The 21,326-nt window shown below is 50.7% G+C and carries 20 protein-coding genes; 4 read left to right on the top strand and 16 right to left on the bottom strand.

The genetic code is table 11. The features are described 5' to 3' along the window. Positions 1-20: 20 nt before the first annotated feature. Positions 21-2,753 (top strand): DUF349 domain-containing protein, encoded by a 2,733-nt coding sequence (locus tag ACKC9G_RS05015; RefSeq protein WP_411403837.1) that lies wholly within the window; start codon positions 21-23, stop codon positions 2,751-2,753. A 118-nt stretch (positions 2,754-2,871) separates the two neighbouring features. Here the strand turns inward: ACKC9G_RS05015 and phbB are convergent, their stop codons facing one another. Then, entirely contained in the window at positions 2,872-3,621 is a 750-nt protein-coding gene (phbB, locus tag ACKC9G_RS05010; RefSeq protein WP_411403836.1) for an acetoacetyl-CoA reductase, read from the bottom strand. A 390-nt stretch (positions 3,622-4,011) separates the two neighbouring features. Between phbB and ACKC9G_RS05005 the strand changes: the two genes are divergently transcribed. The 3 genes from ACKC9G_RS05005 to ACKC9G_RS04995 are packed head-to-tail and all read left to right on the top strand — an operon-like array spanning position 4,012 to position 5,904. Continuing rightward, the gene (locus ACKC9G_RS05005) at positions 4,012-4,785 is read left to right on the top strand and encodes a motility protein A (protein WP_411403835.1); all 774 of its coding nucleotides are present in this window, start codon (positions 4,012-4,014) and stop codon (positions 4,783-4,785) included. After that, positions 4,782-5,546: a flagellar motor protein MotB gene (locus tag ACKC9G_RS05000; RefSeq protein WP_411403834.1), complete on the top strand. Its 765-nt coding sequence runs from the start codon at positions 4,782-4,784 to the stop codon at positions 5,544-5,546. The genes ACKC9G_RS05005 and ACKC9G_RS05000 overlap by 4 nt, the downstream gene beginning before the upstream one ends. After that, on the top strand, positions 5,515-5,904 hold the full coding sequence (locus ACKC9G_RS04995) for a PilZ domain-containing protein (RefSeq protein ID WP_411403833.1): 390 nt from the start codon (positions 5,515-5,517) through the stop codon (positions 5,902-5,904). The genes ACKC9G_RS05000 and ACKC9G_RS04995 overlap by 32 nt, the downstream gene beginning before the upstream one ends. A 92-nt stretch (positions 5,905-5,996) precedes the next feature. Here the strand turns inward: ACKC9G_RS04995 and ACKC9G_RS04990 are convergent, their stop codons facing one another. The 15 genes from ACKC9G_RS04990 to ccmA all read right to left on the bottom strand — a co-directional run bounded on the left by ACKC9G_RS04990 (position 5,997) and on the right by ccmA (position 21,186). Further along, positions 5,997-7,559 (bottom strand): inorganic phosphate transporter, encoded by a 1,563-nt coding sequence (locus ACKC9G_RS04990; protein ID WP_411403832.1) that lies wholly within the window; start codon positions 7,557-7,559, stop codon positions 5,997-5,999. Between the two features lie 133 nt (positions 7,560-7,692). Next, on the bottom strand, positions 7,693-8,526 hold the full coding sequence (locus ACKC9G_RS04985; RefSeq protein ID WP_411403831.1) for an RNA polymerase factor sigma-32: 834 nt from the start codon (positions 8,524-8,526) through the stop codon (positions 7,693-7,695). A 347-nt stretch (positions 8,527-8,873) separates the two neighbouring features. Then, a complete protein-coding gene (locus ACKC9G_RS04980; RefSeq protein ID WP_411403830.1) occupies positions 8,874-9,548 on the bottom strand; it encodes a replication protein P in 675 nt (224 codons plus the stop codon). A 61-nt stretch (positions 9,549-9,609) separates the two neighbouring features. Then, positions 9,610-10,476 (bottom strand): DnaT-like ssDNA-binding domain-containing protein, encoded by an 867-nt coding sequence (locus tag ACKC9G_RS04975; RefSeq protein ID WP_411403829.1) that lies wholly within the window; start codon positions 10,474-10,476, stop codon positions 9,610-9,612. A gap of 39 nt (positions 10,477-10,515) precedes the next feature. Then, complete coding sequence (gene ligA, locus ACKC9G_RS04970; RefSeq protein ID WP_411403828.1) at positions 10,516-12,564, bottom strand: NAD-dependent DNA ligase LigA; 2,049 nt, start codon at positions 12,562-12,564, stop codon at positions 10,516-10,518. A gap of 71 nt (positions 12,565-12,635) precedes the next feature. Next, complete coding sequence (gene zipA, locus ACKC9G_RS04965; RefSeq protein WP_411403827.1) at positions 12,636-14,117, bottom strand: cell division protein ZipA; 1,482 nt, start codon at positions 14,115-14,117, stop codon at positions 12,636-12,638. Positions 14,118-14,255: 138 nt separating this feature from the next. Then, positions 14,256-15,509, bottom strand: coding sequence for a c-type cytochrome biogenesis protein CcmI (gene ccmI, locus ACKC9G_RS04960; RefSeq protein WP_411403826.1), 1,254 nt, complete (start codon positions 15,507-15,509; stop codon positions 14,256-14,258). Continuing rightward, positions 15,509-15,967 (bottom strand): cytochrome c-type biogenesis protein, encoded by a 459-nt coding sequence (locus ACKC9G_RS04955; RefSeq protein ID WP_411403825.1) that lies wholly within the window; start codon positions 15,965-15,967, stop codon positions 15,509-15,511. Before ACKC9G_RS04955 ends, ccmI begins: the two co-directional genes overlap by 1 nt. After that, positions 15,964-16,503, bottom strand: a complete 540-nt coding sequence (locus ACKC9G_RS04950) for a DsbE family thiol:disulfide interchange protein (RefSeq protein ID WP_411403824.1) — start codon at positions 16,501-16,503, stop codon at positions 15,964-15,966. The genes ACKC9G_RS04955 and ACKC9G_RS04950 overlap by 4 nt, the downstream gene beginning before the upstream one ends. Next, positions 16,496-18,442: a heme lyase CcmF/NrfE family subunit gene (locus tag ACKC9G_RS04945; protein WP_411403823.1), complete on the bottom strand. Its 1,947-nt coding sequence runs from the start codon at positions 18,440-18,442 to the stop codon at positions 16,496-16,498. The genes ACKC9G_RS04950 and ACKC9G_RS04945 overlap by 8 nt, the downstream gene beginning before the upstream one ends. After that, positions 18,439-18,897, bottom strand: a complete 459-nt coding sequence (gene ccmE, locus ACKC9G_RS04940; RefSeq protein WP_411403822.1) for a cytochrome c maturation protein CcmE — start codon at positions 18,895-18,897, stop codon at positions 18,439-18,441. Before ccmE ends, ACKC9G_RS04945 begins: the two co-directional genes overlap by 4 nt. Beyond that, positions 18,887-19,069 (bottom strand): heme exporter protein CcmD, encoded by a 183-nt coding sequence (gene ccmD, locus ACKC9G_RS04935; RefSeq protein ID WP_411403914.1) that lies wholly within the window; start codon positions 19,067-19,069, stop codon positions 18,887-18,889. The genes ccmE and ccmD overlap by 11 nt, the downstream gene beginning before the upstream one ends. 1 nt (position 19,070) lies before the next feature. After that, positions 19,071-19,874: a heme ABC transporter permease gene (locus ACKC9G_RS04930; RefSeq protein WP_411403821.1), complete on the bottom strand. Its 804-nt coding sequence runs from the start codon at positions 19,872-19,874 to the stop codon at positions 19,071-19,073. 6 nt (positions 19,875-19,880) lie between these two features. Beyond that, positions 19,881-20,564, bottom strand: a complete 684-nt coding sequence (ccmB, locus tag ACKC9G_RS04925; RefSeq protein ID WP_411403820.1) for a heme exporter protein CcmB — start codon at positions 20,562-20,564, stop codon at positions 19,881-19,883. Then, entirely contained in the window at positions 20,557-21,186 is a 630-nt protein-coding gene (ccmA, locus tag ACKC9G_RS04920; protein ID WP_411403819.1) for a cytochrome c biogenesis heme-transporting ATPase CcmA, read from the bottom strand. Before ccmA ends, ccmB begins: the two co-directional genes overlap by 8 nt. Positions 21,187-21,326 lie beyond the last annotated feature (140 nt).

Raw genomic sequence — 21,326 nt, 5'->3', positions numbered from 1 at the left:
GATGTGGTAGAAGCCTTACAATGTTCGCACGCTTTTTTCGCCCTAAATGGCAACACCCAAGAGCCGAAATTCGCCTGCGCGCCATCAGTCAACTGGATGGCGATGTGCCGGAACAGGCACGTGTGCTTCACGAGCTGCTCGTGAAAGATGCGGTGCTGGACGTTCGCGCGGCAGCACTGGCGCGCATCAATGAGCTGGCTGTTCTGCGCGAATATGCCCAGCGAAAGAAAGAAGATGCCCTGCGCGAGATGGCCATTCGCCGTCTGGCCGACCTTCTCGCCAGCCAGAGCAGCAGCAAGGCCCCGACCGACGCTCTCTCCTGCATTGAGACTCTCGAACAGGAAGAAGTGCTGTTGCACATTACGCTAAAAGCGCCCGAGCTTTCGGTTCAGGAAGCCGCTTTATTACGCCTGAGTGATGAGTACGCGCTACTTAAAGTCGCTACTGCTCCTGTCGACCAGCAGTTACGTATTACTGCCACTGAGCGTATTGAGTCACGCGACATTCTTGAGCAGCTGCTGCGTCTTTGCCAGAACCACAAGCGCCTGCAGCGCATTGCCCGCGATAAACTGGGCGCCTTTAAGCAGGCCGAAAAGGAATACGCGCAGCTCCAGGAAGACGCAGCGGCACTGTGTGATTCTCTGGAAGCCCTGTCACGTACGCAGTGGTATGCCCACTACAGCGCCAAATTTGATGGCTTATGCCAAAGCTGGAATTTACTGAATACCGCACAGATTGATGAATCATTGCAGCAACGGTTTGCCCATGCCTGCAGTGAATGTCAGCGCGTTTTGACGGCCATGGCCGAGGTTATTGAGCAACAGGCTCAGGCTGCACGCGAAGAGCAAGCGCGCCTGGAGCAACAGGCCGCATTGCATCAGCAGCTTGAACAGGCCCTGGCCCAGAATGACCAGCCAGATTTCCCTTTACCGCAAGCGACTCTGGCAGAACTGCAACAGGCTCACAATGAAGTGGGTACGCAGTTTACCGGCCAAGCACTGGAGCAACTGCTGCAGTGGCAGGAAGCACAGATGCGTTTACACGCGGTGAGCGATGATCTGCGTGCGCATCTGAATAATGAGCCAGCGGACTCCAGTCTTGAACATGTCGTCCGTCAGATTGCCTGGCCAAAGAACGTTGCCCTGCCCGCAGCACTGGAGCAAAGCCTGAGCAAATTGTCGGAGCTGAAAAAAGCCGATGATGAAAAAGCGAAAGCGGAGCGACAGGCCAAGCAAATCGTTCAGCGTAAGCTGGATCAGGCTCAGCGCCACCTGAACAGTGGTCGCTCCAAAGCGGCGACTCGCCTGATTCAACAGGTCGAGAATAATGCCGAACCTCAGGTTCAGGCCGCTATCCACAGCCGGGTTGAGCAACTGAAAGAAAAGCTCGAAGAGATTCAGGACTGGCAGCGCTTTGCTGTCATTCCCAAAAAGCTCTCCCTGGTGGAGTCGATGCAAGCTATCGCCGCTCAACCTCTGGAAGGGGCAAGCCAACTTCAGCGTATTCGGGAACTGAATGAAGCCTGGCGTGCGCTCGGGACAGATCACTCGGATGAGTCCGAGCGTCTCTGGGGTGAGTTCCGTGAAGCCAGTGATAAAGCCTTCCTGCATTGTCAGGCTTATCTCGAGCAGCAAGCGGCTTTGCGTGAGCAAAATCTGAAGACACGTCAGGTCATCGTGGCAGAGCTGGCTGCTTTCATTGTCTCTGAGGCTTTCCGTGACAGCGATGGAAACTTTCTTGAGCAGTTGCGCCACACAGCACGCCAGCAATGGCGTGAAGCATCTCCAGTCGATCGTGAAGCAGGCCAACCGCTGCAAGAGCGTTTCGATGTCCTCATGGAAACCCTGAGCGATGCCATTCTGCTTTCTCGCAAATCAGCCGAGGAAGCAAAAGCAGCGCTGGTTGAAGAAGCCTTCGACCTGCTTGAAAGCGATGATGTGATCGCTGCTACCCGCGCGGCCAAAGAAATTCAGCAGCGCTGGCAGTCTCTTGGACGTGGTCGCCGCCGTCAGGAACAACAGCTGTGGCAAAAGCTGCGCGATATTTGCGATGAACTGTTTTCCCGCCGGGATGAATGGATTCAGGCACAAAAGGTCGCCAAACTTGAGCGCTTCGAGCAGGCGAATCAGCGTGCAGAAGCCTTCGATGCACGTCTGGAGAAGCTGTTGAATCAGCACCAGATGTCGGCCAGCACCCTAGCCGAGCTTGAAACTGAGTTTCTGGGTTTGCCTGAAGTTTTACAGGCACCTCGTGAAACAACCGTAAAAGCAGCCATTGCAACGCTGACTCAGCGCTTACATCAGCAACGCTACCAGCCACTGTTTAATCAGTTAAAACTGTGCCGAATTGCAGCCAAAGATCTGGCATCAATGGAAACGACGGTCCTCAATAATGAGAGCCTGCAAGCCGTAATCAGTAACGTACCTGCGGAATTAGTCGAACGCACACAAGTGCTGCAAATGGGTAAAGACGCCATTATGAAGCGCTTTGAAAGCCTTCACGATCAGCTTCGATTACTGTGCGTGCGAATGGAGTTGTTGGCAGGCACTGAGACACCGGACTCTGATAAAGAGCTGCGCATGCAGTATCAGCTAAGCAAGCTTCAGGCTTCCATGTCTCAAGGCGAGACAGAGGTACTGCCGTTGTCGGTACAGGCTTGGGAAGTCGAAATCGCCTGGCTTAGCGCCGGCCCTGTTCTTGATCACTCACTCACTGAACGCTTCGGGCATGCACTGGCCGAGATAGCAGAGTAATCCTCACTTCAGGCAGCGCTGACTGTTCAAGAAAAGGATTGATCAAGAAAAAAGGGTAGTCGCAGGACTACCCTTTTTTACTGGCAGAACATCACCCTTAAGTGATATCCAGAGCCTGTTAGAACATGTGCTGACCGCCGTTGATAGCGATATTGGAACCGGTTACGTAGCCTGCCATATCATTGCAAAGATAAGCCACAGCAAAGCCGATTTCTTCTGGAGTACCCAAGCGCCCTACCGGGATATCACCTTGGATTTTCTCGAGAATTTCAGGTGCGATTTTTTCAACCATGGGAGTTAGCACGTAACCTGGGGAAACGGTATTAACGGTGACCCCCTTGCGTGCCACTTCCTGAGCCAGTGCCTTGGTGAAACCATGGATACCGGCTTTGGCAGCAGAATAGTTGGTTTGTCCAAACTGCCCTTTCTGGGCATTGATAGAAGAGATATTGACGACACGACCCCAGCCTTGCTCGATCATCGGGTTGATGACCAGACGGGTCATGTTAAACATGGAGTCTAGGTTGGCTCGCAGAACTTCGTTCCACTGCTCCCAGGACATCTTTTTGAACTGGCCGTCACGAGTGATCCCCGCATTATTGACCAGAATAGAAACTGACGCGCCGTAAACCTCTTCGATTTCCTTGATGCAGCGCTCACAGGAATCGTATTTGGTTACATCACCGTAGGCGATACCGATATCCAGACCCTTTTCACGCATCTCTGCCTGCCAGGCCTGTGCCTTTTCATGCTTGCCGCCATTGTTATATCCAGCGACAACCTGATAACCCTGTTTTGCCAGCTCCTGACAGATTGCGGAACCAATTCCCCCTGTTCCACCGGTTACCAGTGCAATTCGTTTCGACATTCTTGCATCTCCTTGCAGTATCTTTGAGTTAACTAACAGTGCTTTGCTCTGGCTACAGTCGTTCCCTACTCATTCAGCGGCGCTATTTTTGTTGAAACACCCTGAAGCTGCGCAAGCTTCAGTACAGGCTTTATTCTCGCTGATGTACTACTCCCACAGATAAAAGACAGTGACTTACAACGCCTCGGCATTTGTTGCTTTTCGGAGCAAAGATGCCTAATTGTTTTCGTATGGCGTCATTAGCTACAGGCCACTCTCTTCACGATAGCATAGGCCGTGTTTATACTCTTCGCACACTTGTCGTGAAAAAATATCCTTTTTTAACCTTCCACTCGCGCAGCGTGCAGACCGGAACTTTCTGCACCTAAGGCTTCAGGAGCGAACACATTCATGGATTTTGCCTCCATACTCGGCATAGTTTCTGGTTTAGCGCTGATCATTTCTGCCATTTTCATGGGCGGAGACTTTCATATTTTTATCAACGTTCCGGGAATCATGATTGTCGTTGGCGGGACGATTGCCGCCACCTTGCTCACGTTTCAGTTCAAGGATGTCATCTCAGCTTTTCGCGGAGCCTTCCATGTCTTTAGTCAGGAACGCTCCAAACCCTTGGAAATGATTAACACCATGCTGGATCTGAGCAAGGTTTCCCATCGCAATGGTCTGCTGGCATTGGCGAATGTGGAAACTAACTCCAAGTTCCTTAAGCGTGCCTGCAATATGATGGCGGATGCAGCCAGCGAGGAATTTATTCGTCGTACACTACAAACCGAGATTGATTCTCTCATCGCCCGCCACTACACCGTGCAGGACATCTTCAAGAAGATGGCGAGTTATGCACCCGCTTTCGGCATGCTCGGGACATTGATTGGCCTGGTGCAAATGCTTTCCCAACTGGATGACCCAGCCAGTATCGGCCCGGCGATGGCCGTTGCCCTGCTGACAACTTTTTACGGCTCAATGATGAGCACCATGCTTTTTCTGCCGATTGCTGGAAAGCTACGCTCCCGAACCATGATGGAAGTTCAGAATCTGGAAATCATTCGCGAGGGGGCTATCAGCATTCTCTCAAATGACAACTACCTGAATGTCTACGAGCGGCTTTCCTCCTACATTCCCGAAGCCCAGCGCCAGTCTGTCAGTGCTAAAAAAGGTAAAAAATGAGCCGCAACCCTTTGCTCGAAGACAACGATGACGAAGCAGGCTGGATGGCGACCTACGCTGATCTGATGAGCCTGCTGCTGGTGTTTTTCATTCTTCTCTTTTCCATCTCAACCATTGAGATCAAAAAGTTCGAAGAAATCTTTACCTCGGTTCGCTTCAGCCTGAACACTCATGGCACAACCAACGCGATTATTGAGTTTGAGCATGAAGCGCCCACGGAAAGAGACAAGCCCATCGTGAAAGAGGAAGTTATCCTCCCCAATCAGAGCGAAGCAAAAAATAGTGAGCTGGATACCGAACTGAGCGAAATGTCCTCTGAACTTAGCGAGATGATTCAGACGCCGATGATGTCCAAGGATGTTCAGGTTGTCACCGAAAATAGCCGGCTACATATCCGCGTTAAGGGACAGGCCCTCTTTGATCCCGCCAGTACAGACCTGTCCTATGAGGCTGAACCAATTCTGGAGTCTTTAACTGCACTCTTTAAAAAACATCCTGAATTTCATATCAGTGTTCAGGGTCACACAGATAATCAGCCCATTTATACCAATCAGTTCCCATCGAACTGGGAGCTTTCAGCAGTGAGAGCAACCACGGTTGTTCGTTATTTTCTGTTGAAAGGCATCACGGCTGATCGCTTTACTGCGGAAGGCTTTGCCGACTCAGCACCACTCGCCAGCAATAAGACGTCCGAAGGCAGAGCCGAAAACCGACGCGTGGAGTTTGTCCTTGAAAAAATCCAGCCTGCATCTCAGCCTTGATGAAGCCGAAGCCCGCCGAGCGGACTTTCGTGTACAACTGACCGCTCAGGATCGGGACAGCTTACAACTGAGTATCAGTGACCACCGGGTTCATCTGATTAATCTCAGTGCTTCGGGCTGCGCTTTCATCTATGAGGGTGATCACCTGTCTGCGGAGACGCTGCTCTGGGCTAAGCTTCAGTTTGAGTTGGACACTGAGCAACAAGCCCTCGACTTTGCCCTACAACTCCTTGAGCAGAGAGACAACGAGTACCGCTGCCGCTTTGTAGAGCTGGGTGAACGTGGAGTAAATACTATTTGTCGCCTGGTGAACAACCTGCAGCGCCGCCATATCCGCAAAGCGTTAGGCAAAGCCTGAGGCTCTTTCTTCTAAAGCACCTTTAAGCGGATACAACAGATATAAAAAAACCTCCCAAAGGGAGGTTTTTTTATTCGCTTGGATCTGACGGTTTAGCCCGCCATGTATCCACGGATCGCGAAGAAAATAAAGGCGGACAGTAAAGCTGATGCAGGAACCGTGATGATCCATGCGGCGGCAATACGGTAGATTGCAGAGCGCTTGACCAACTCTTTGCGAGTTGCTTTCTTCAGGCTCTTAAGCTCTTTCTTCTTCAGCAAAGACTCACCTGAACGCGACTTGAGTTCACGAAGCATCGCTTTCTTGGCAGTCACATCAGCGGCTTCAAACTGACTCAGGAAATTTTCCACGTCAGTTTGGCTGGCATCCTGGTGGTGCAGATGAATCTGCTCCATTTTGCGATCATAAGACTGCTTCAAATACTCACGCAGGAAGCCGACGCCGAAAACGCCACCAACTGCAATGTGAGTAGATGAAACGGGCAAACCCAGCTGACTGGCAACGATAACGGTCAGCGCTGCCGCCATCGCGATACAGAAGGCTCGCATCTTATCCAGCTCAGTGATCTCACTACCCACGGTACGAATCAGCTTAGGACCATAAAGCGCAAGACCCACAGAGATACCCAACCCACCAATCATCATCACCCAAAGTGGAATTCCCGCCTTGGAAGAAATATGGGCTGTAGTCAGTGCATCATTGATCGCAGCAAGAGGACCAATTGCATTCGCTACATCGTTGGCACCATGAGCAAAACTCAGAAGCGCAGCAGCAAAAATCAGTGGGATATTAAACAGGCTATTCACGCTGTCTTTGTGGTTAGCCATACGCGTTGCGGCTGAAGCAACCATGGGGCGAACCACGAAGTAAATTGCAATAGACAACACCAAAGCCACCAAAGCAGCACTGATAAAGTCCATCTTAAACAGGTGTTTGAAGCCTTTAAGAATGATGTAGGTAATAAATGCCCATGCCATCACAGATACCAACAGCGGAACCATTTTTTTGGCAGCCGTCAGCATATCGGACTTATAGGTAATCTGTGTCTTGATCCAGTAGAGGAAGAAGGCTGCGATCAGGCCACCCAGCACGGGTGAAATCACCCAGCTCGCAACGATTGCCCCCAACTGACTCCAGTTGGCAATTCCCATACCGCCAGCGGCAATACCGGCACCTAAAACACCACCCACGATAGAGTGAGTGGTAGAAACAGGGGCACCGATTGCCGTTGCCAGATTCAGCCACAAAGCAGCTGAAAGTAGCGCGGCCATCATTAACCAAACAAATAGCTGGGGATCCTGAATGAGTTCAGGCTGGATGATGCCACTCTTGATAGTGCCGACAACATCGCCACCAGCAACAAGAGCACCTGATGCTTCAAAAACAGCAGCAATGAGAATTGCACCTGTCATTGAAAGCGCTTTTGAACCTACTGCCGGGCCGACGTTATTAGCAACGTCATTGGCACCGATATTGAGCGCCATATAGGCACCAATAGCAGCAGCAATCATGAGAGCCGTACTGTCTGCAGCGATTCCCTGAGTTCGGGCAATCCACATTCCGATCAGTACAAAACCTACTGCCAGAACGAATCTTAGCAGTTCGCGCGCGACGCTGTTGGTCGGCGACTTCTTGTCAAAGTTGGATACTTCCACGAGAGATGTTCCCAAGCCGGTGATAGGTCATCATGCCAGCCTGCGGACAATAACTGTCCCCAGACGTGACGTGGGCGCACATTGTACACTCACGAACTTCTTCAGGCCACGTCTGGAACGGTTATAAAGCGTCTTAGGCACCCAGCAGCATTTTCTGGATATCTTTTAGCGCTTTTGCTTCGAGCTGACGAACGCGCTCGGAAGAAATATCGTAGCGATCGGCAAGCTCTTGCAGTGACATCTTGTTATCAGTCAACCAGCGAGAAGCAATGATATCCCGGCTACGAGGGTCAAGCTCAGAGAGAGCTCGCGAAAGGGCCTGATAGTTCTCGTTGGCATTACGCTCACGAATGAACATCTGTTCAGGATTGAACTCAAAGCTTTCAAGTCCACGAACAGTATCCATCTCAAAACCATCATCGTCACGACCATCGTCATATTCGACATAGGTCATGTCTTTACCTTTCAGTCGCAGTTCCATCTCTTTGACTGCGTTACGGGAAACGCCCAAACGCTCTGCGATGTCGTCGACTTCTGCTTCAGACAGAGAGGCATTCTTAAACTCGGCGCGCAGTTTGAAAAACAGCTTATGCTGCTCTTTGTTCGTTGCGACATTCATGATTCGTGAATGCTTGATCACATATTTATGAATCTCGGCACGAATCCAGTAGGCAGCGAAGGTGGATAGACGGATGTTTCGATCCGGATCATGACCTTTGAGGGCCTTCATCAAACCTGCTGTTCCTTCTTGGATCAGATCGCCAATAGGCAACCCGTAACCGCGGTAGCTGTAAGCAATCCAAATTACACTTTTAAGGTTTGCCAGCACCAGCTTCTCGATACTTTCCTTATCGTTAAGCTTGCTCTTACGGCTTAGCTCAAGCTCTTCTGCCTTAGAAAGAGACTTGATGGCATTCGCCTTATGAATGAAGTGGTGAATATCGCGACCTGGTGAAAAATGTGCCATTCCCATTACATCATCCTCCTCATTTCGGCAGCGAACGTGTCGCTGCTTGATGCGTCATTTACCGATCAGGTAAATCACTGACTCTGTAGATCGTGCGATCAATCCGTGACGCGTTTCTCTGCTTCGTCTTTCCTATACGATTGAAAACTCAGATTAGTTCACAACCAAAGCAAGTGTGGCAAAACACCTTGGAAAAGTGGGTTAGCAGGCGTTTCAAGAGGTAACAACCACACTGAAGCGAGGGATTTCCCTGAAAAAGCGATGCCGTAGTGAAGCAATAAGACAAGAGAGTGTTAAGAGGGAATGTGGGAACGGACAAATCCATTCCCACCAATCACACGAGACAATTAAAGAATCGGACTATCAGGCAAGCTGATTTCTTCTCGCCCCCAAGACTCCAGAAGCTTTCTAGCATGGTTCTGAAGTGACCGCCTGGCGCTACTGTCAGCGGGTTTAGTGAGATAAAACAAGAGTGTATGAGACTGCTCAGGAGTGAGATTATTCAGCTCTCCCCAAGCGGCCATAAACTGAAATAACGTATCCGGCCGATGATCAGGCAAGGCTACGGCCTTTGGAACAGTAAAATCCTCGCCAGCGACAGCGCGCGCGCACAGGCTTTCATAATGCTGAGTGAAAATCCGCAACATAATACGACTGTCTTCACGTCTCAGCCTATACCAGTCAGAAGCCTTTCCAGCGTGGTAAACCACCGGATTACTCCAGGCGTGTTCACGCGGATGCTCTGCATAACGACAAGCTTCTTCGTAGGCTCGCTGAACATCCGGATAATTAACACCTTTATCCAGCATACCCACCACCTTGAGAAACTCGGCGATAGTTGGCATCCAGCTCATGTTAATTTTGCAGTGATCGATAGCTTTCACCAGCAACGCTTCACTGATGCCGCCAATACTCATGGCCCACTCACGCTTAGCCAGAGAGACAGCCTGATTCGAGGCGAACATGCTTTCGAACTTATGACCATAAATAGCCTGAAACCTGACAAAGATCAGGTTGACCATCTGCCTCGTATGATCAGAGATGGGATCAGTCCGGCGGTAGTCAGCCCCGGGCTCCGCAACCTCACCAATCGAGGTTGTTGATGTCGAGTATGGAGTTTCTGACTTGTTCACGATTCTCTCGAGTACGTTCCCGGCTTTGAACATGCTTGCTTGCACTTTCTCTTACGGCTGGCGTATTAGACTGGGTTTGACCTTTAACCCACTCACGCTTAACCCATTTCATAAAGGCCTGATCCCAGGCCGCTGCCGTTTTTCGTTTTTCTGTCTCGGCCCAGTACACAATGAACTCATCCAGACAGCTCATTGCAAATTCGGGCGTCACCCGGTGATGTTGCTCCAGCATCGATACAGCGGATTCACCCGGTTTCCATTCAAGGCCAACGGTGTGTAAGCCCTGATTTTGTTGCGCTCTTTTGGCAAAGATAGCTTCTAAAGCATCTTCCGACTGCGTATTGCGTTTGGGCCAGCCCACACTGCCACCGAAACTGGGGGCAGGCGTCGCAGGTACAGAGGAGGTCTCAGGTCGTGACACAGGAGCGGAGTCATGCTCGCGTAATTGTTGAGCCAGTGCACGCATTGGACGCTCAGTCACCTCAACGTCGGCAGCCTCTGCAGCAGCATCCGGGACCTCAGGCCTTTGAGAGTCAAAGAGCTGCACTCGCAAAAGCTGTCGCTGCTCCCAACGCGCCTCGATATAGCCTTGCTCCACCAGCGTCTGCGTTAAGGTGGCCAGATGATCCTCATCCCAAAAAGGCGCTAAGGACAACCACTGAGCGCGAGATAAAGAAAAGCTTTTGCTGCCTTCGGCTTTAGCCCCCCAGGCTGAGCTGCACTGATGATAGATACCGAGCAATAAAGCAGGCTCAACGCCCAACTTCACGGCCAACGAGGGATAGAGCAACATAGGCTGCTCAGGCATAAAACTCATTTTTGCCCCCCCTAGAAAGTGTAAGAAGCATCATTTGAATTAGGCAGAAATACCATATCGTTCAAGTAATGCGAGAAGCCAAGCTTCATCATACACATCTACACCCAGACTTTCTGCCTTAGCCAACTTCGATCCAGCTCCGGGGCCAGCCACAACCCAGGCAGTTTTCTTCGACACACTACCGGCAACCTTGGCACCTAATGACTCCAGATGCGCGCCCGCCACATCGCGGGACATAGCCTCCAGGGAACCTGTAAGAACAACGGTCAGGCCATCAAGAGGCAGATCCTGCTCAGTCCCTTCTCCATCACTGGAAGGACTGGATTCGGGCCAGACAACACCAACTGAAATCAAAGCGTCCACGACTTCAATATTATGCACCTGCTTAAAGAAGGTCTCGACATGCCCTGCGACCACACCACCGACGTCCGGCACTTCCTGCAACTGCTCTAGTGTTGCCTCACGAACTGCAGCCAGACTACCAAAATAACCAGCCAGCCCTTTAGCGGTCGCTTCCCCGACTTCACGTATTCCCAGTGCGTAAATGAATCTCGCCAAGGTCGTTGTTTTAGCATTCTGAATGGCCTGAACCAGCTTCTCAGATGACTTCTTACCCATTCTTTCCAGCAAAGCGAGTGCAGGAGCCTCAAGCCCAAACAGCTCAGCCGGGCTCTTCACCCAGTTCCGATCGACCAGCTGATCGATCAACTTATCGCCGAGGCCATCAATATCCATAGCCTTGCGAGAGACAAAATGCTTCAGCGCTTCCTTACGCTGAGCAGCACAACTAATACCACCAGAGCATCGAGCTACAGCCTGGCCCTCTTCCCGCTCAATTGCAGCCTGACAGACAGGACACTGCGTCGGCATTTCAGGTTTTTTGGCATCCGCAGGACGAGACTCAGTAATGACTTTTACAACCTGAGGAATGACATCACCTGCTCGTCGCACCATAACCGAGTCGCCGATGCGGACATCCAGACGATCAATTTCGTCCATGTTATGGAGTGTTGCATTAGAGACGGTAACACCACCAACAAATACGGGCTTGAGTTTGGCAACCGGCGTCACCGCTCCTGTACGCCCCACCTGAAACTCAATATTTTCAACAACGGTCAATGCTTCCTGAGCGGGGAACTTATGGGCAATTGCCCAACGAGGAGCTCTTGCCACAAAGCCTAGCGTCTCCTGCCAGTCTCGACGATTAATCTTAAACACCAGGCCGTCGATATCGTAATCCAGACCATCACGCCGGATGAGCATGTGCTCGTAGTATTCAGACATGCCGGAAAGACCAGAGACCTTACGAATTTCAGGATTCACCCGAAAGCCCCAGCATTTCAAGGCCTCAAGGGCCTCTTCATGAGTCTCTGGCCAGTCCTGCCCCTCAAGCAAACCAATACTGTAGCAATAGCAATCCAGCGAGCGCTTCGCTGTAACTCTTGCATCAAGCTGGCGCAAACTTCCGGCGGCAGCATTTCGCGGGTTAACGAATGGCTTTTCATCTTTAGCTCGAGCACGCTCATTAAATGCTTCAAACGAGGCTTTCGCCATGACCACTTCACCACGAACTTCCAAACGCTCTGGAATCCCCTCTCCTGTTAGCTGCAGAGGAATAGCGCCAATGGTTCGGGCATTAGCCGTAATATTCTCACCGGTTTGACCATCACCACGCGTTGCAGCTCTTGAAAGCTTGCCGTTTTCATAGAGTAAGCTGATAGCAATACCATCAAGCTTAGGCTCCGCCATAAACTCAATATCTGCAGTAGCCGGGAGTTTCAGACGATCACGACAACGGCGGACAAAGCCTTCCATATCATCTTCTGAGAAAGCGTTATCCAATGAGAGCATGGGAACAACATGCTCTGCGGGAGAAAAAGCGCTTAATGGTGTGCCGCTGACTCGCTGTGTCGGAGACTCAGAGGTAATCAGCTCAGGATGTAAGGACTCGAGCTCTCTAAGCTCTCGCATAAGTGCATCGTAGGCCTGATCGGGGAGCTGTGGATCGTCCTCAACATAGTAGTGGTAGTCATGCTTTCGGATAAGGTCGCGAAGTTCCGCAATTCGTTCTGAGGGCGCAGTCGACATTAAGCGAGTCCAATAAAAACAAACAGGCCGGTAATTGTACCGGCCTGTTTAAGTGAAGTCAGTGAAGAAAATCAGGAGTGGATTTGTCGACGGTGGGGCTGGGCTAGTTGGCGCCTTTCAAACTCCCTGATGCGCTGGCGGCAATGTTCAATGGTCTGAGGACGCATGACACTATGATGCTCATCTTTAAGCTCACCATTGAGGTTTTTGGCAAGGCACTGTGCTGTTGAAAGCATGCATTCAAAAGCCAGCATCAGATCATCCGCTCCCGGCATACCCATAAAGAATGTCACGCCTGGAGTCTGAAGTTTCTCGATATTATCCAGATCAAAGTTACCGGGATTCAGCATATTGGCCATACTAAACTGAACTTTACCCTTGTTGATCGCATGCTCATGGCGATGAAAAATCTCACGTTCACCATAGCGAAGGCCGCATGCCATCAAAACTTGCAGCAGCTGAGTACCGTCAAATCCGTCCTGACTATTAGCAGTAACACTGATAATAACGTGCTCATCTGCAGGGACAGAAAAGGCACGAGCATCTGCTTTAACACGAGCCTGCTTCTTAAGGTCTGCCAGTGGATCTGGGCGCATTGGCAACACGCGCGCAGTTTCCTGTGGAGGTAGTTCTTGTTCCTCCACAACCACTGAATCATGACTGTCAGAGGACTCAGTAGATTCACTCTGAAGCACTTCAGCTTCATGCTCTTCAGCAAGCAGCTCAGTAATTGGACGTTCCCAAGGATGCAACTCAGCAGTAGGAGTCGCTGCCTGAGACTCTTCCTCATGCAGTTCTGCAATAGACTCTGAAGAACTTTCTGTTTGCGGTTCTTCAGACTGCTCCTGAAGTGCTGAAAAAGTCTCAAAGGTATCCGCAGGATTTACTTCGTACCAGCCAGAAGACTCTGAGGTCTCAGGCTGTTGAAAAACGTTCTGGGTAATTTCTTGGTCAACTAACTGCTCATTTAAAGACATAACTTCCGTAGCCTCATAAGCGGCAGGTTCGACCGGAAACGATTGCTCTACGCTAGGACTTGTTGACTCAGAATGACTATGAAGATGAAGCTCAGAAACATTCGAAGAGAAATTATACTGCTCGCCGTGCGCTTCAGACTCGGTTTGCTCTGAAAACTCAGAAGAATTAAGGGAAGCCTGAGGAGAAGAATAATGCACGGCATCATCAAGCAACGGATCAACGTCGACATCCAGGCTGCTAAGACCCGGCTCTTTACGGCTGGACTTCACAGGCTTATCAACCACCGCCGTAGCTTGTTTGCGCGACTTGCCAGCGCGGTTCTTGGATTGGGTTAACTTGGCCAAGGCAGCAGAAAATGCCTGAGGCTCCATCTTGGATACTCTGGCACCACCGTTGGGAAGTTCGTTATTCGCCGGTTCCGGAGAATCATCGAGATTGGATAGGTTCCGGTCGATACGCATACGCAGCGGATTGCGTTTACGCTGCAAAAGGAAACGACGAGCCCCATCAATCGCTATCAGTAATATGGCCACCATGCCAAACACAATGAGCCATTCGCGCAAGCTGATATCCATTCTATAAGAACCGCTGATTGATCCGATTAAGTAACCGTTTTAGTGAACATCCAAACCAAACGCAATGGTCTGAAGGTCAAAAAACAACCTTTCTAATGATAACCGTCAATTACTCTGGTGCAAGAAAAAACACAAAAATCACTTGAATTGATGGTCTATTTGTAATTCAACCTGCTTTTGCTGTCCGTTTTCAAGATGGATATTTTCAACTTGGCCAGTCCAATCACCAGTTTGAGGGATTGCATTGGCATTTTTGGAGACTCTGGCGACAACCTCCAGCGCTCCCTGATTCTCCAATGCCTGACCCGTCATTGAGTTACGCTTATCAAGAGTGATGGTAGCTGGAAGCCGATCAGCCTCTACCCGGGTAGCCGCTATCGGCATCCGTTCTCCTACTTTCCGAACCAATACAAAAACGATCTGGTTACTATTTGTCTCGGACTGTGCCTGAGGGGATAAACTGACTTTAACGCGAACCCCCGTAAAGTTTTTAGACTCATCAACAACAGCTGTTTGCGGAGTTTGTGCAGGGGTATTCTCTCCCAGCGCCTGTTTTGCTCTCTCGATACCTTGCCGAAGTGAATTAGCAGCTCCCGATTGAGGGTTCTGTGCCAATGCGCGCTGCCAGAAACCAATTGCTTCGGAGTAGAGCTGCTGGTTATAGGCAGCAATACCCAGAACGCCCATCACACTGGGCTCATTGGCATTGAGTTTAAGGGTCTCATCAATTGCCGACTTAACCTCAGCATTTATTTTGCCGTCGTTCGCAAAAAACAGGGCCTGAGCACGCTGCCCCATTACTGATGCCCTTACCGGTGCATTTTCTGGCAACGTTTTAAGCGTATGGTCTAAAGCGTCAGCTGCTTCCTGATAACGCCCCATATCCAGCAAGCTGCCAGCGAGCATAAACCAACCCTTGGCATTATCGGGGTTTTCACTAAGACGCTTTTGCAGGTCAGCTACCAGCTCTTCCAGAGACATACTCTGACGGGCTTTCATCGCCGCAAATTGCGTCATCTGCTGCGAACCTCCCAACTGTTCATAAAGACCCAGAGCAGTGGCGGGCACCGCCAGCGCCATCACAAATATCAATGCGTACTGACGAGCACCAAGTGCAAAACGAACATCATATTGTGATGAAGCCTCATGCTCCGGCACATCCTGCAGTAGCTCAGCCTGAAGCTCATTTTTTAACTGCTCGAGTGTTTCAGGAGATAAACGTCCCTGATTACATTCAAGCTCCAACGCGGCAAGACGTTCTTTATAGGCAATAATGTTGGCTTGCTCAGGTGCCAGCTGGGTCTTGTTTTTGCGCTGAAACAGAAGGGGGAAAAGCAGGATAACGATGGCAACCAGCACTAATGCCGTTAGCCCATACCATAAAGCAGACATCAGGGCTCCTTGGAAGAATCGTTGTTAAGTAAGGCATTTAGCCGTTGTTGATCGGGTGCCTCTTCCGCCGGAGCTGTCTTAAGCCGTATGACCAGAATAATCAGCGCTAATGCTCCCATTAATAAAATGGCGAAAGGTCCATACCAGAGTACCCAGGTTTTACTTTCTACTTTAGGCCGATAAAGCACGAAATCCCCGTAACGAGATTCCATGTAATCCCGCACTTCATCATCTGTTTTACCATCCTTTAGCAGGCTACTGACCTCTTGGCGCAAGTCCGAAGCGATAGGCGCATCAGAGTCACCAATATTCTGATTTTGGCATTTTGGGCAGCGAAGTTCGTGTATCAGCTGCTGGTATCTGGCCTGTAATGCGGGATCAGCAAACTGCTGTGCATCAATTGCTGCATGAGCAATGGCACTGAACAACAGCAGGCTCAGCAAAAGACTTATCTTCATGGTGCCTTTTCTCCCAGCAATTGCTGATAACGAGGCTGAATATTTTTACTCCACACCTCGGCGCTAACAATTCCCACATGCTTATAGCGAATAACTCCCTGACTATCGACAAGGTAGGTTTCTGGAGCACCATAAACACCAAGATCCAGTCCTAAGGTGCCCTTGTCATCGAAGATGTTCATTAAGTAAGGGTTACCCAAATCACTCAGCCACTTCTCTGCGCTTGAGCGCTCATCCTTATAATTCACCCCGATAATATTTACCCCGCTTTGTGCCAGCTGGGTAAAGAAAGGGTGCTCAATACGACATGCAGGACACCAGGTTCCCCATACGTTGAGAAGGTAAGGTTTCTTTGGCATCGACTGGGGAGTCAGCATTTTCTCTGAGTCGGCCAGGCTCGCCAGACGAAAGTCAGGCAGGGGCTTATCAATTAAAACTGACGGTAGAAGGCTAGGGTCCTTGCCCAGGCTTTTCCAGAAGAACCCTCCCAGAATGATCACAATCACAAGAGGCAGAAAGAACATAAGCTTACGCATGTGCCACAACCTCCTGATCTTTAAATTTAAGCCTGCGATAGCGTTTATCCAGAGCCGCAATGGCACCGCCCAAGGCCATCATGAGACCCCCAAGCCAGATCCAGCGAACCATAGGCTTAATATGAAACCTGACCGCCCATGCATCGGGACCAAGCTTCTCTCCCATCGCAATATAGATATCCTGCATAAGACCAGGTGAAATGGCGGCTTCGGTCATGACTGACATACCCGAGCTATAGCGGCGTTTCTGCGGATACAGTTCCGTTAATAACTTCTCACCGTCAAAAACCTTGAAGTGGCCTTCCTGTGCGACATAGTTAGGCCCCTGAACTTCTTTGGCGCCGAGATATTCAAGCGTTAGCCCACCAATAGCTTCCTTTTGTCCGGTCACCACACGGATGTCCTGCTCAAAGGCATGCTGGCTGACAAAGGTGACACCGAGAATGGACACAGCAAAGCCCAAATGAGCCAAATGCATTCCCCAAAAACCTGCTGGCAAGCGCCGAAGTCCGCTTTTACGAACTCGCTGTAAAACTTCAATGAGGGTGACACCGACGACCCAAGCCGCAACGACTGAGCCTGTCACAATGCCTAAACGATGCTCTCCACCCCAAACCAGACTGACAATAGCCACCGCCAGAACCACAAGCCCAGGTTTGACTAGCGAACGCCCCCATAAGTCTGGCGCATGGGTTTTCCAGCGCAGCAACGCTCCTGCACCCAAAACAACTGCAAGGATTACCATCATGGGCACAAATAAAGCATTGAAATAAGGTGGGCCAACGGAAAGTTTGCCGAGATTGAGTGAGTCCACTACCAATGGATAAAGCGTTCCCAACAGCACAACGGTCATTGCCGCCAACAGAATGATGTTGTTCACCAACAGGAAACTCTCGCGCGAGAGCAGCGTAAACCGAACATGGGAGCGTAATTGCCCCCCCCGCCAGCCAAACAGAAGCAGCGAACCGCCGACAACCACTGCCAGCATCATGAGAATAAAAGAGCCACGCGTCGGGTCACTGGCAAAAGCATGCACAGAGGTCAGTACGCCTGAGCGCACCAGAAAAGTACCCAACAAACTGAGCGAGAAGGCACAGATAGACAAAAGAGCCGTCCAGCTTTTGAAGCCACCGCGTTTTTCTGTCACCGCCAGAGAGTGAATGAGAGCCGTACCTGCCAGCCAAGGCATGAATGAAGCATTCTCTACAGGGTCCCAGAACCACCAACCGCCCCAACCCAACTCGTAATAAGCCCACCACGAGCCAAGCACAATACCTACGGACAGAAACGCCCAGGCGGCATTGGTCCATGGCCTCGCCCAACGGGCCCAGGCCGCATCAAGGCGACCTCCTAAAAGAGCGGCAATAGCAAAAGCAAAGGCCACCGCAAATCCGACGTATCCCATGTACAGCATTGGCGGGTGAACAATTAAGCCAAAGTCCTGCAGAAGTGGATTCAGGTCACGTCCATCAGCAGGCTGATTGAAGAGGTTTCGATTGAACGGATTAGAGGTAAAGAGAATAAAAGCCAGAAACCCCACGGCAATAATGCCGAGTACAGACAACACCCTGGCACGCAGAACCTCTGGGAGATGGGCGCTTCTCAAGGTTACTAGCAAGGTCCACGTTGAGAGAATCAGAATCCACAGTAAAAGCGAGCCTTCATGACCTCCCCATACAGCGCTGAACTTGTAGTACCAAGGAAGCAGGCTGTTTGAGTTGCTGGCCACATAAACCACACTGAAATCATCGTGCAGAAAGCTTAGGATCAGACAGATAAAAGCGATCAGAATAAAAATGAACTGCCCAACGACCAGAGGTGGAGCAAAACGCATCCAAAGCGCATTGCGGCTCCAGCTACCCGCCATTGGCACTGTCATTAGCAATATCGATAGACAAAATGCCAGGATTAGCGCCATTTGACCTAATTCAGGAATCATTGCGCCTCCCCTTCTGCTTTGGGCGGAAGTTTACCGCTGGCTTTTAAAGCAGCAGCCACTTCCGGAGGCATGTACTTTTCATCATGCTTGGCGAGTACCTGTTCGGCGACGAAAACACCCGCGCTGTTAACCTTGCCCAATGCAACGACGCCTTGTCCTTCACGGAATAGGTCGGGAAGAATCCCGGTGTATTCCACTTCGATAGTCTTTTGGTAATCGGTAAGGCCAAAGGTCACTTTCAGGCTATCGCTGGCACGCTTAAGGCTGTTCTGTACAACCATACCGCCGGCTCGAATGGTTTTCTCTTTAGGAGCTTCCTGGCTGACAATCTGGGTGGGGGTATAAAACAGATTGATATTCTGTTGCAGAGCATAAAGAGAGAGCCCCACTGCAACGGCCACTCCCAACACAAGCAGGATAACAGCCCACAACCGCTGTTTACGTTTAAGACTCACGCTGTTGCTCCCGCACGATTCGCTGTTTCAGCACCCGACGCTGCGTCTTAGCGTTAACCACAGGGACGATGACATTAAATATCATAATAGCCAGTGCGATTCCGTAGCTGAGCCACACATATAAGCCATGGCCGCCCATTGCCAGAAAATCGGCGAATGAGGAAAAATACATGTCAGGCATTGGCCTTTCTCCCACTGGTTTTATCGCTATGAGAACGGGCAGCTTTACCTGTCAGCAACTCAATCACCCAAACACTCTTGCGTTCACGAATAAGAATTTCGGTTTGACAACGCTTGATCAGAGCCCAGCCAAAAAAGCAGTAAAGACCCAGCACCATCACCAGTAATGGCACCCACATTGACGGAGGCATGTCTGGCTTTTTAGTGAGAGTAAAAGTCGCAGGCTGATGCAGAGTATTCCACCAGTCGACGGAGTATTTAATGATGGGAATATTGACGACACCTACCAGCGCCAAAATAGCGGCTGCGCGAGCGGCCATTTGTCGATCGTTGATAGCAGCGTGCAACGCGATGATGCCCAGATAGAGAAAAAGCAGGATTAGCATGGACGTGATACGAGCATCCCATACCCACCAGGCACCCCAGGTGGGCCTGCCCCATATTGCACCGGTAATCAGCGCCATTGCCGCAAATGAGGCGCCAATTGGGGCCGCGCACTTCATCACAACCTCGGCCATTTTCATTCGCCAGACCAGCGCAACCAGACCAGCGGCGGCCAGCAGCATGTAGGCGGATTCAGCCAGAAATGCACTGGGCACATGGATATAAATAATCCGGAAGCTGTTGCCCTGCTGGTAATCGGCTGGAGCGAACAACAGCCCCCAGACAGTACCAACAATTAAGAGTACCGCAGCGAGCAGGGCAAGCCCTCCGGACCAACGCCCTGTCATCTGATAAAACCAGCGGGGAGAGCCCAACTGATAAAACCAGGTAGGCATACGTTGTTTCTTTGCCATTACAAACTATCCATTAATACTAATCTTGAGCGCGGCGGCAGATGCAAGCGGCGCCAAAGGTAAAGCCAGTGCCAACAAGGCTCCCATAAGAGCGAACTGTCCACTAGCTGAGCCCGTCAGAGCTGAGGTGGTCACTGCCCCTGCACCAAAAATAAGAATTGGCACATAAAGTGGCAGCACCAACAGTGCCAGCAAAACGCCCCCGCGGCGTAAACCCACCGTTAATGCCGCTCCTATCGCACCAATCAGGCAGAGACTGAGCGTGCCCAGCAAAAGACCGAGAAAGAGCGTCAGAATATTCTCTGACGACATCGACAGCATCATGCCAAGTAAAGGGCTAATGAGGGTCAAAGGCAGACCTGTAACCAGCCAGTAAGCCACCACTTTCGCGGACACAAGCCAGGATAATGACTGTGAAGAAAGCACCATCTGCTCAAGGGTGCCGTCCTCAAAGTCACTGCGAAATAACCCATCCATTCCAAGCATGACGGAGAGCAAAGCTGCGATCCAGATCATGCCGGGCGCAATAGGAGCTAACTGTTCAGCCGATGGGGAGACAGCCAGAGGCAGTAACGTAATCACCAGAACAAAGAAAAAAAGTGGATTCATCCACTCCAGCTGGTGCCGACCAATAATCAGCATTTCACGCCTCATAATGGCGCCCCAGGCCACTAAGGCAGAGTTATGCATAGGAGGCATCCAGTGACAGGTAACGAACGCTACCGGCGTCTTTCAACGTGTGATGACTTGTAAGAATCACCGCGCCTCCCGACTGACAGTGTGAAGCCAGACGTTGCTCCAAAAGCTTGGTACCACTGACATCAATCGCCGTAAAAGGCTCATCCAGAATCCATAAAGGTGCGCGTGTCATGAACAAGCGTGCCAGTGAAACCCGGCGATTCTGCCCTGCTGATAACTGTCGGCAGGGTTGTTCGACGTAATGCTCGAGCCCCACCCACGTGAGAGCCTCCAGCATTTTCTCAGGCACCAGATGGCTTTGCAGAGCACAGGCTATTTCCAGATTTTCCAATGGTGTTAGCGCTGTCTTAACACCGTTTGCGTGGCCTTGATACAGTAGCTGAGACCGATAATCCACTCCCAACTGATCAATTGATCGTTGCTGATAGTGCACTTCGCCCGCCGCAGGCAACATTAAGCCAGCTAAAATACGTAAGAGACTGGTCTTACCGGCGCCATTAGCACCTAAAACATGAATCAATTCGCCCGCGCTCAGCTCAAAATCAAGACCGGCAAAAATGGATTCATCATCCCTCTCGCAGGCTAGCGCTTTCACATCAAGCAGTGATGGCATGAAGGACCCGGTATTCAGTGGCCTCCTGAAACAGTCAGCCGATGGAGGAAATAAGCGTTAAAGCTCAACTTTGCCAAATAGGCGTCGATTATATAGAAATAGAAGTGATAGGTTGTAACCTGACATTACATGGAATTCAC

It is taken from the genome of Pokkaliibacter sp. CJK22405 (assembly GCF_046614695.1).
Classification (GTDB): domain Bacteria; phylum Pseudomonadota; class Gammaproteobacteria; order Pseudomonadales; family Balneatricaceae; genus Pokkaliibacter.
This window is presented reverse-complemented; position numbering and strand designations above follow the sequence as displayed.

Bases quoted from the DNA above. Each gene is read 5' to 3' on its own strand.
- phbB (WP_411403836.1), bottom strand. From the start codon at position 3,621: ATGTCGAAACGAATTGCACTGGTAACCGGTGGAACAGGGGGAATTGGT.
- ccmI (WP_411403826.1), bottom strand. From the start codon at position 15,509: ATGTCTGCTTTATGGTATGGGCTAACGGCATTAGTGCTGGTTGCCATC.
- ACKC9G_RS04955 (WP_411403825.1), bottom strand. From the start codon at position 15,967: ATGAAGATAAGTCTTTTGCTGAGCCTGCTGTTGTTCAGTGCCATTGCT.
- ACKC9G_RS04985 (WP_411403831.1), bottom strand. From the start codon at position 8,526: ATGGCACATTTTTCACCAGGTCGCGATATTCACCACTTCATTCATAAG.
- ACKC9G_RS05000 (WP_411403834.1), top strand. From the start codon at position 4,782: ATGAGCCGCAACCCTTTGCTCGAAGACAACGATGACGAAGCAGGCTGG.
- ACKC9G_RS05015 (WP_411403837.1), top strand. From the start codon at position 21: ATGTTCGCACGCTTTTTTCGCCCTAAATGGCAACACCCAAGAGCCGAA.
- ACKC9G_RS04945 (WP_411403823.1), bottom strand. From the start codon at position 18,442: ATGATTCCTGAATTAGGTCAAATGGCGCTAATCCTGGCATTTTGTCTA.
- ACKC9G_RS04980 (WP_411403830.1), bottom strand. From the start codon at position 9,548: ATGGTCAACCTGATCTTTGTCAGGTTTCAGGCTATTTATGGTCATAAG.
- ccmD (WP_411403914.1), bottom strand. From the start codon at position 19,069: ATGTATTTTTCCTCATTCGCCGATTTTCTGGCAATGGGCGGCCATGGC.
- ccmB (WP_411403820.1), bottom strand. From the start codon at position 20,564: ATGCATAACTCTGCCTTAGTGGCCTGGGGCGCCATTATGAGGCGTGAA.
- ACKC9G_RS05005 (WP_411403835.1), top strand. From the start codon at position 4,012: ATGGATTTTGCCTCCATACTCGGCATAGTTTCTGGTTTAGCGCTGATC.
- ccmA (WP_411403819.1), bottom strand. From the start codon at position 21,186: ATGCCATCACTGCTTGATGTGAAAGCGCTAGCCTGCGAGAGGGATGAT.
- ACKC9G_RS04950 (WP_411403824.1), bottom strand. From the start codon at position 16,503: ATGCGTAAGCTTATGTTCTTTCTGCCTCTTGTGATTGTGATCATTCTG.
- ACKC9G_RS04975 (WP_411403829.1), bottom strand. From the start codon at position 10,476: ATGAGTTTTATGCCTGAGCAGCCTATGTTGCTCTATCCCTCGTTGGCC.
- ligA (WP_411403828.1), bottom strand. From the start codon at position 12,564: ATGTCGACTGCGCCCTCAGAACGAATTGCGGAACTTCGCGACCTTATC.
- zipA (WP_411403827.1), bottom strand. From the start codon at position 14,117: ATGGATATCAGCTTGCGCGAATGGCTCATTGTGTTTGGCATGGTGGCC.
- ACKC9G_RS04930 (WP_411403821.1), bottom strand. From the start codon at position 19,874: ATGGCAAAGAAACAACGTATGCCTACCTGGTTTTATCAGTTGGGCTCT.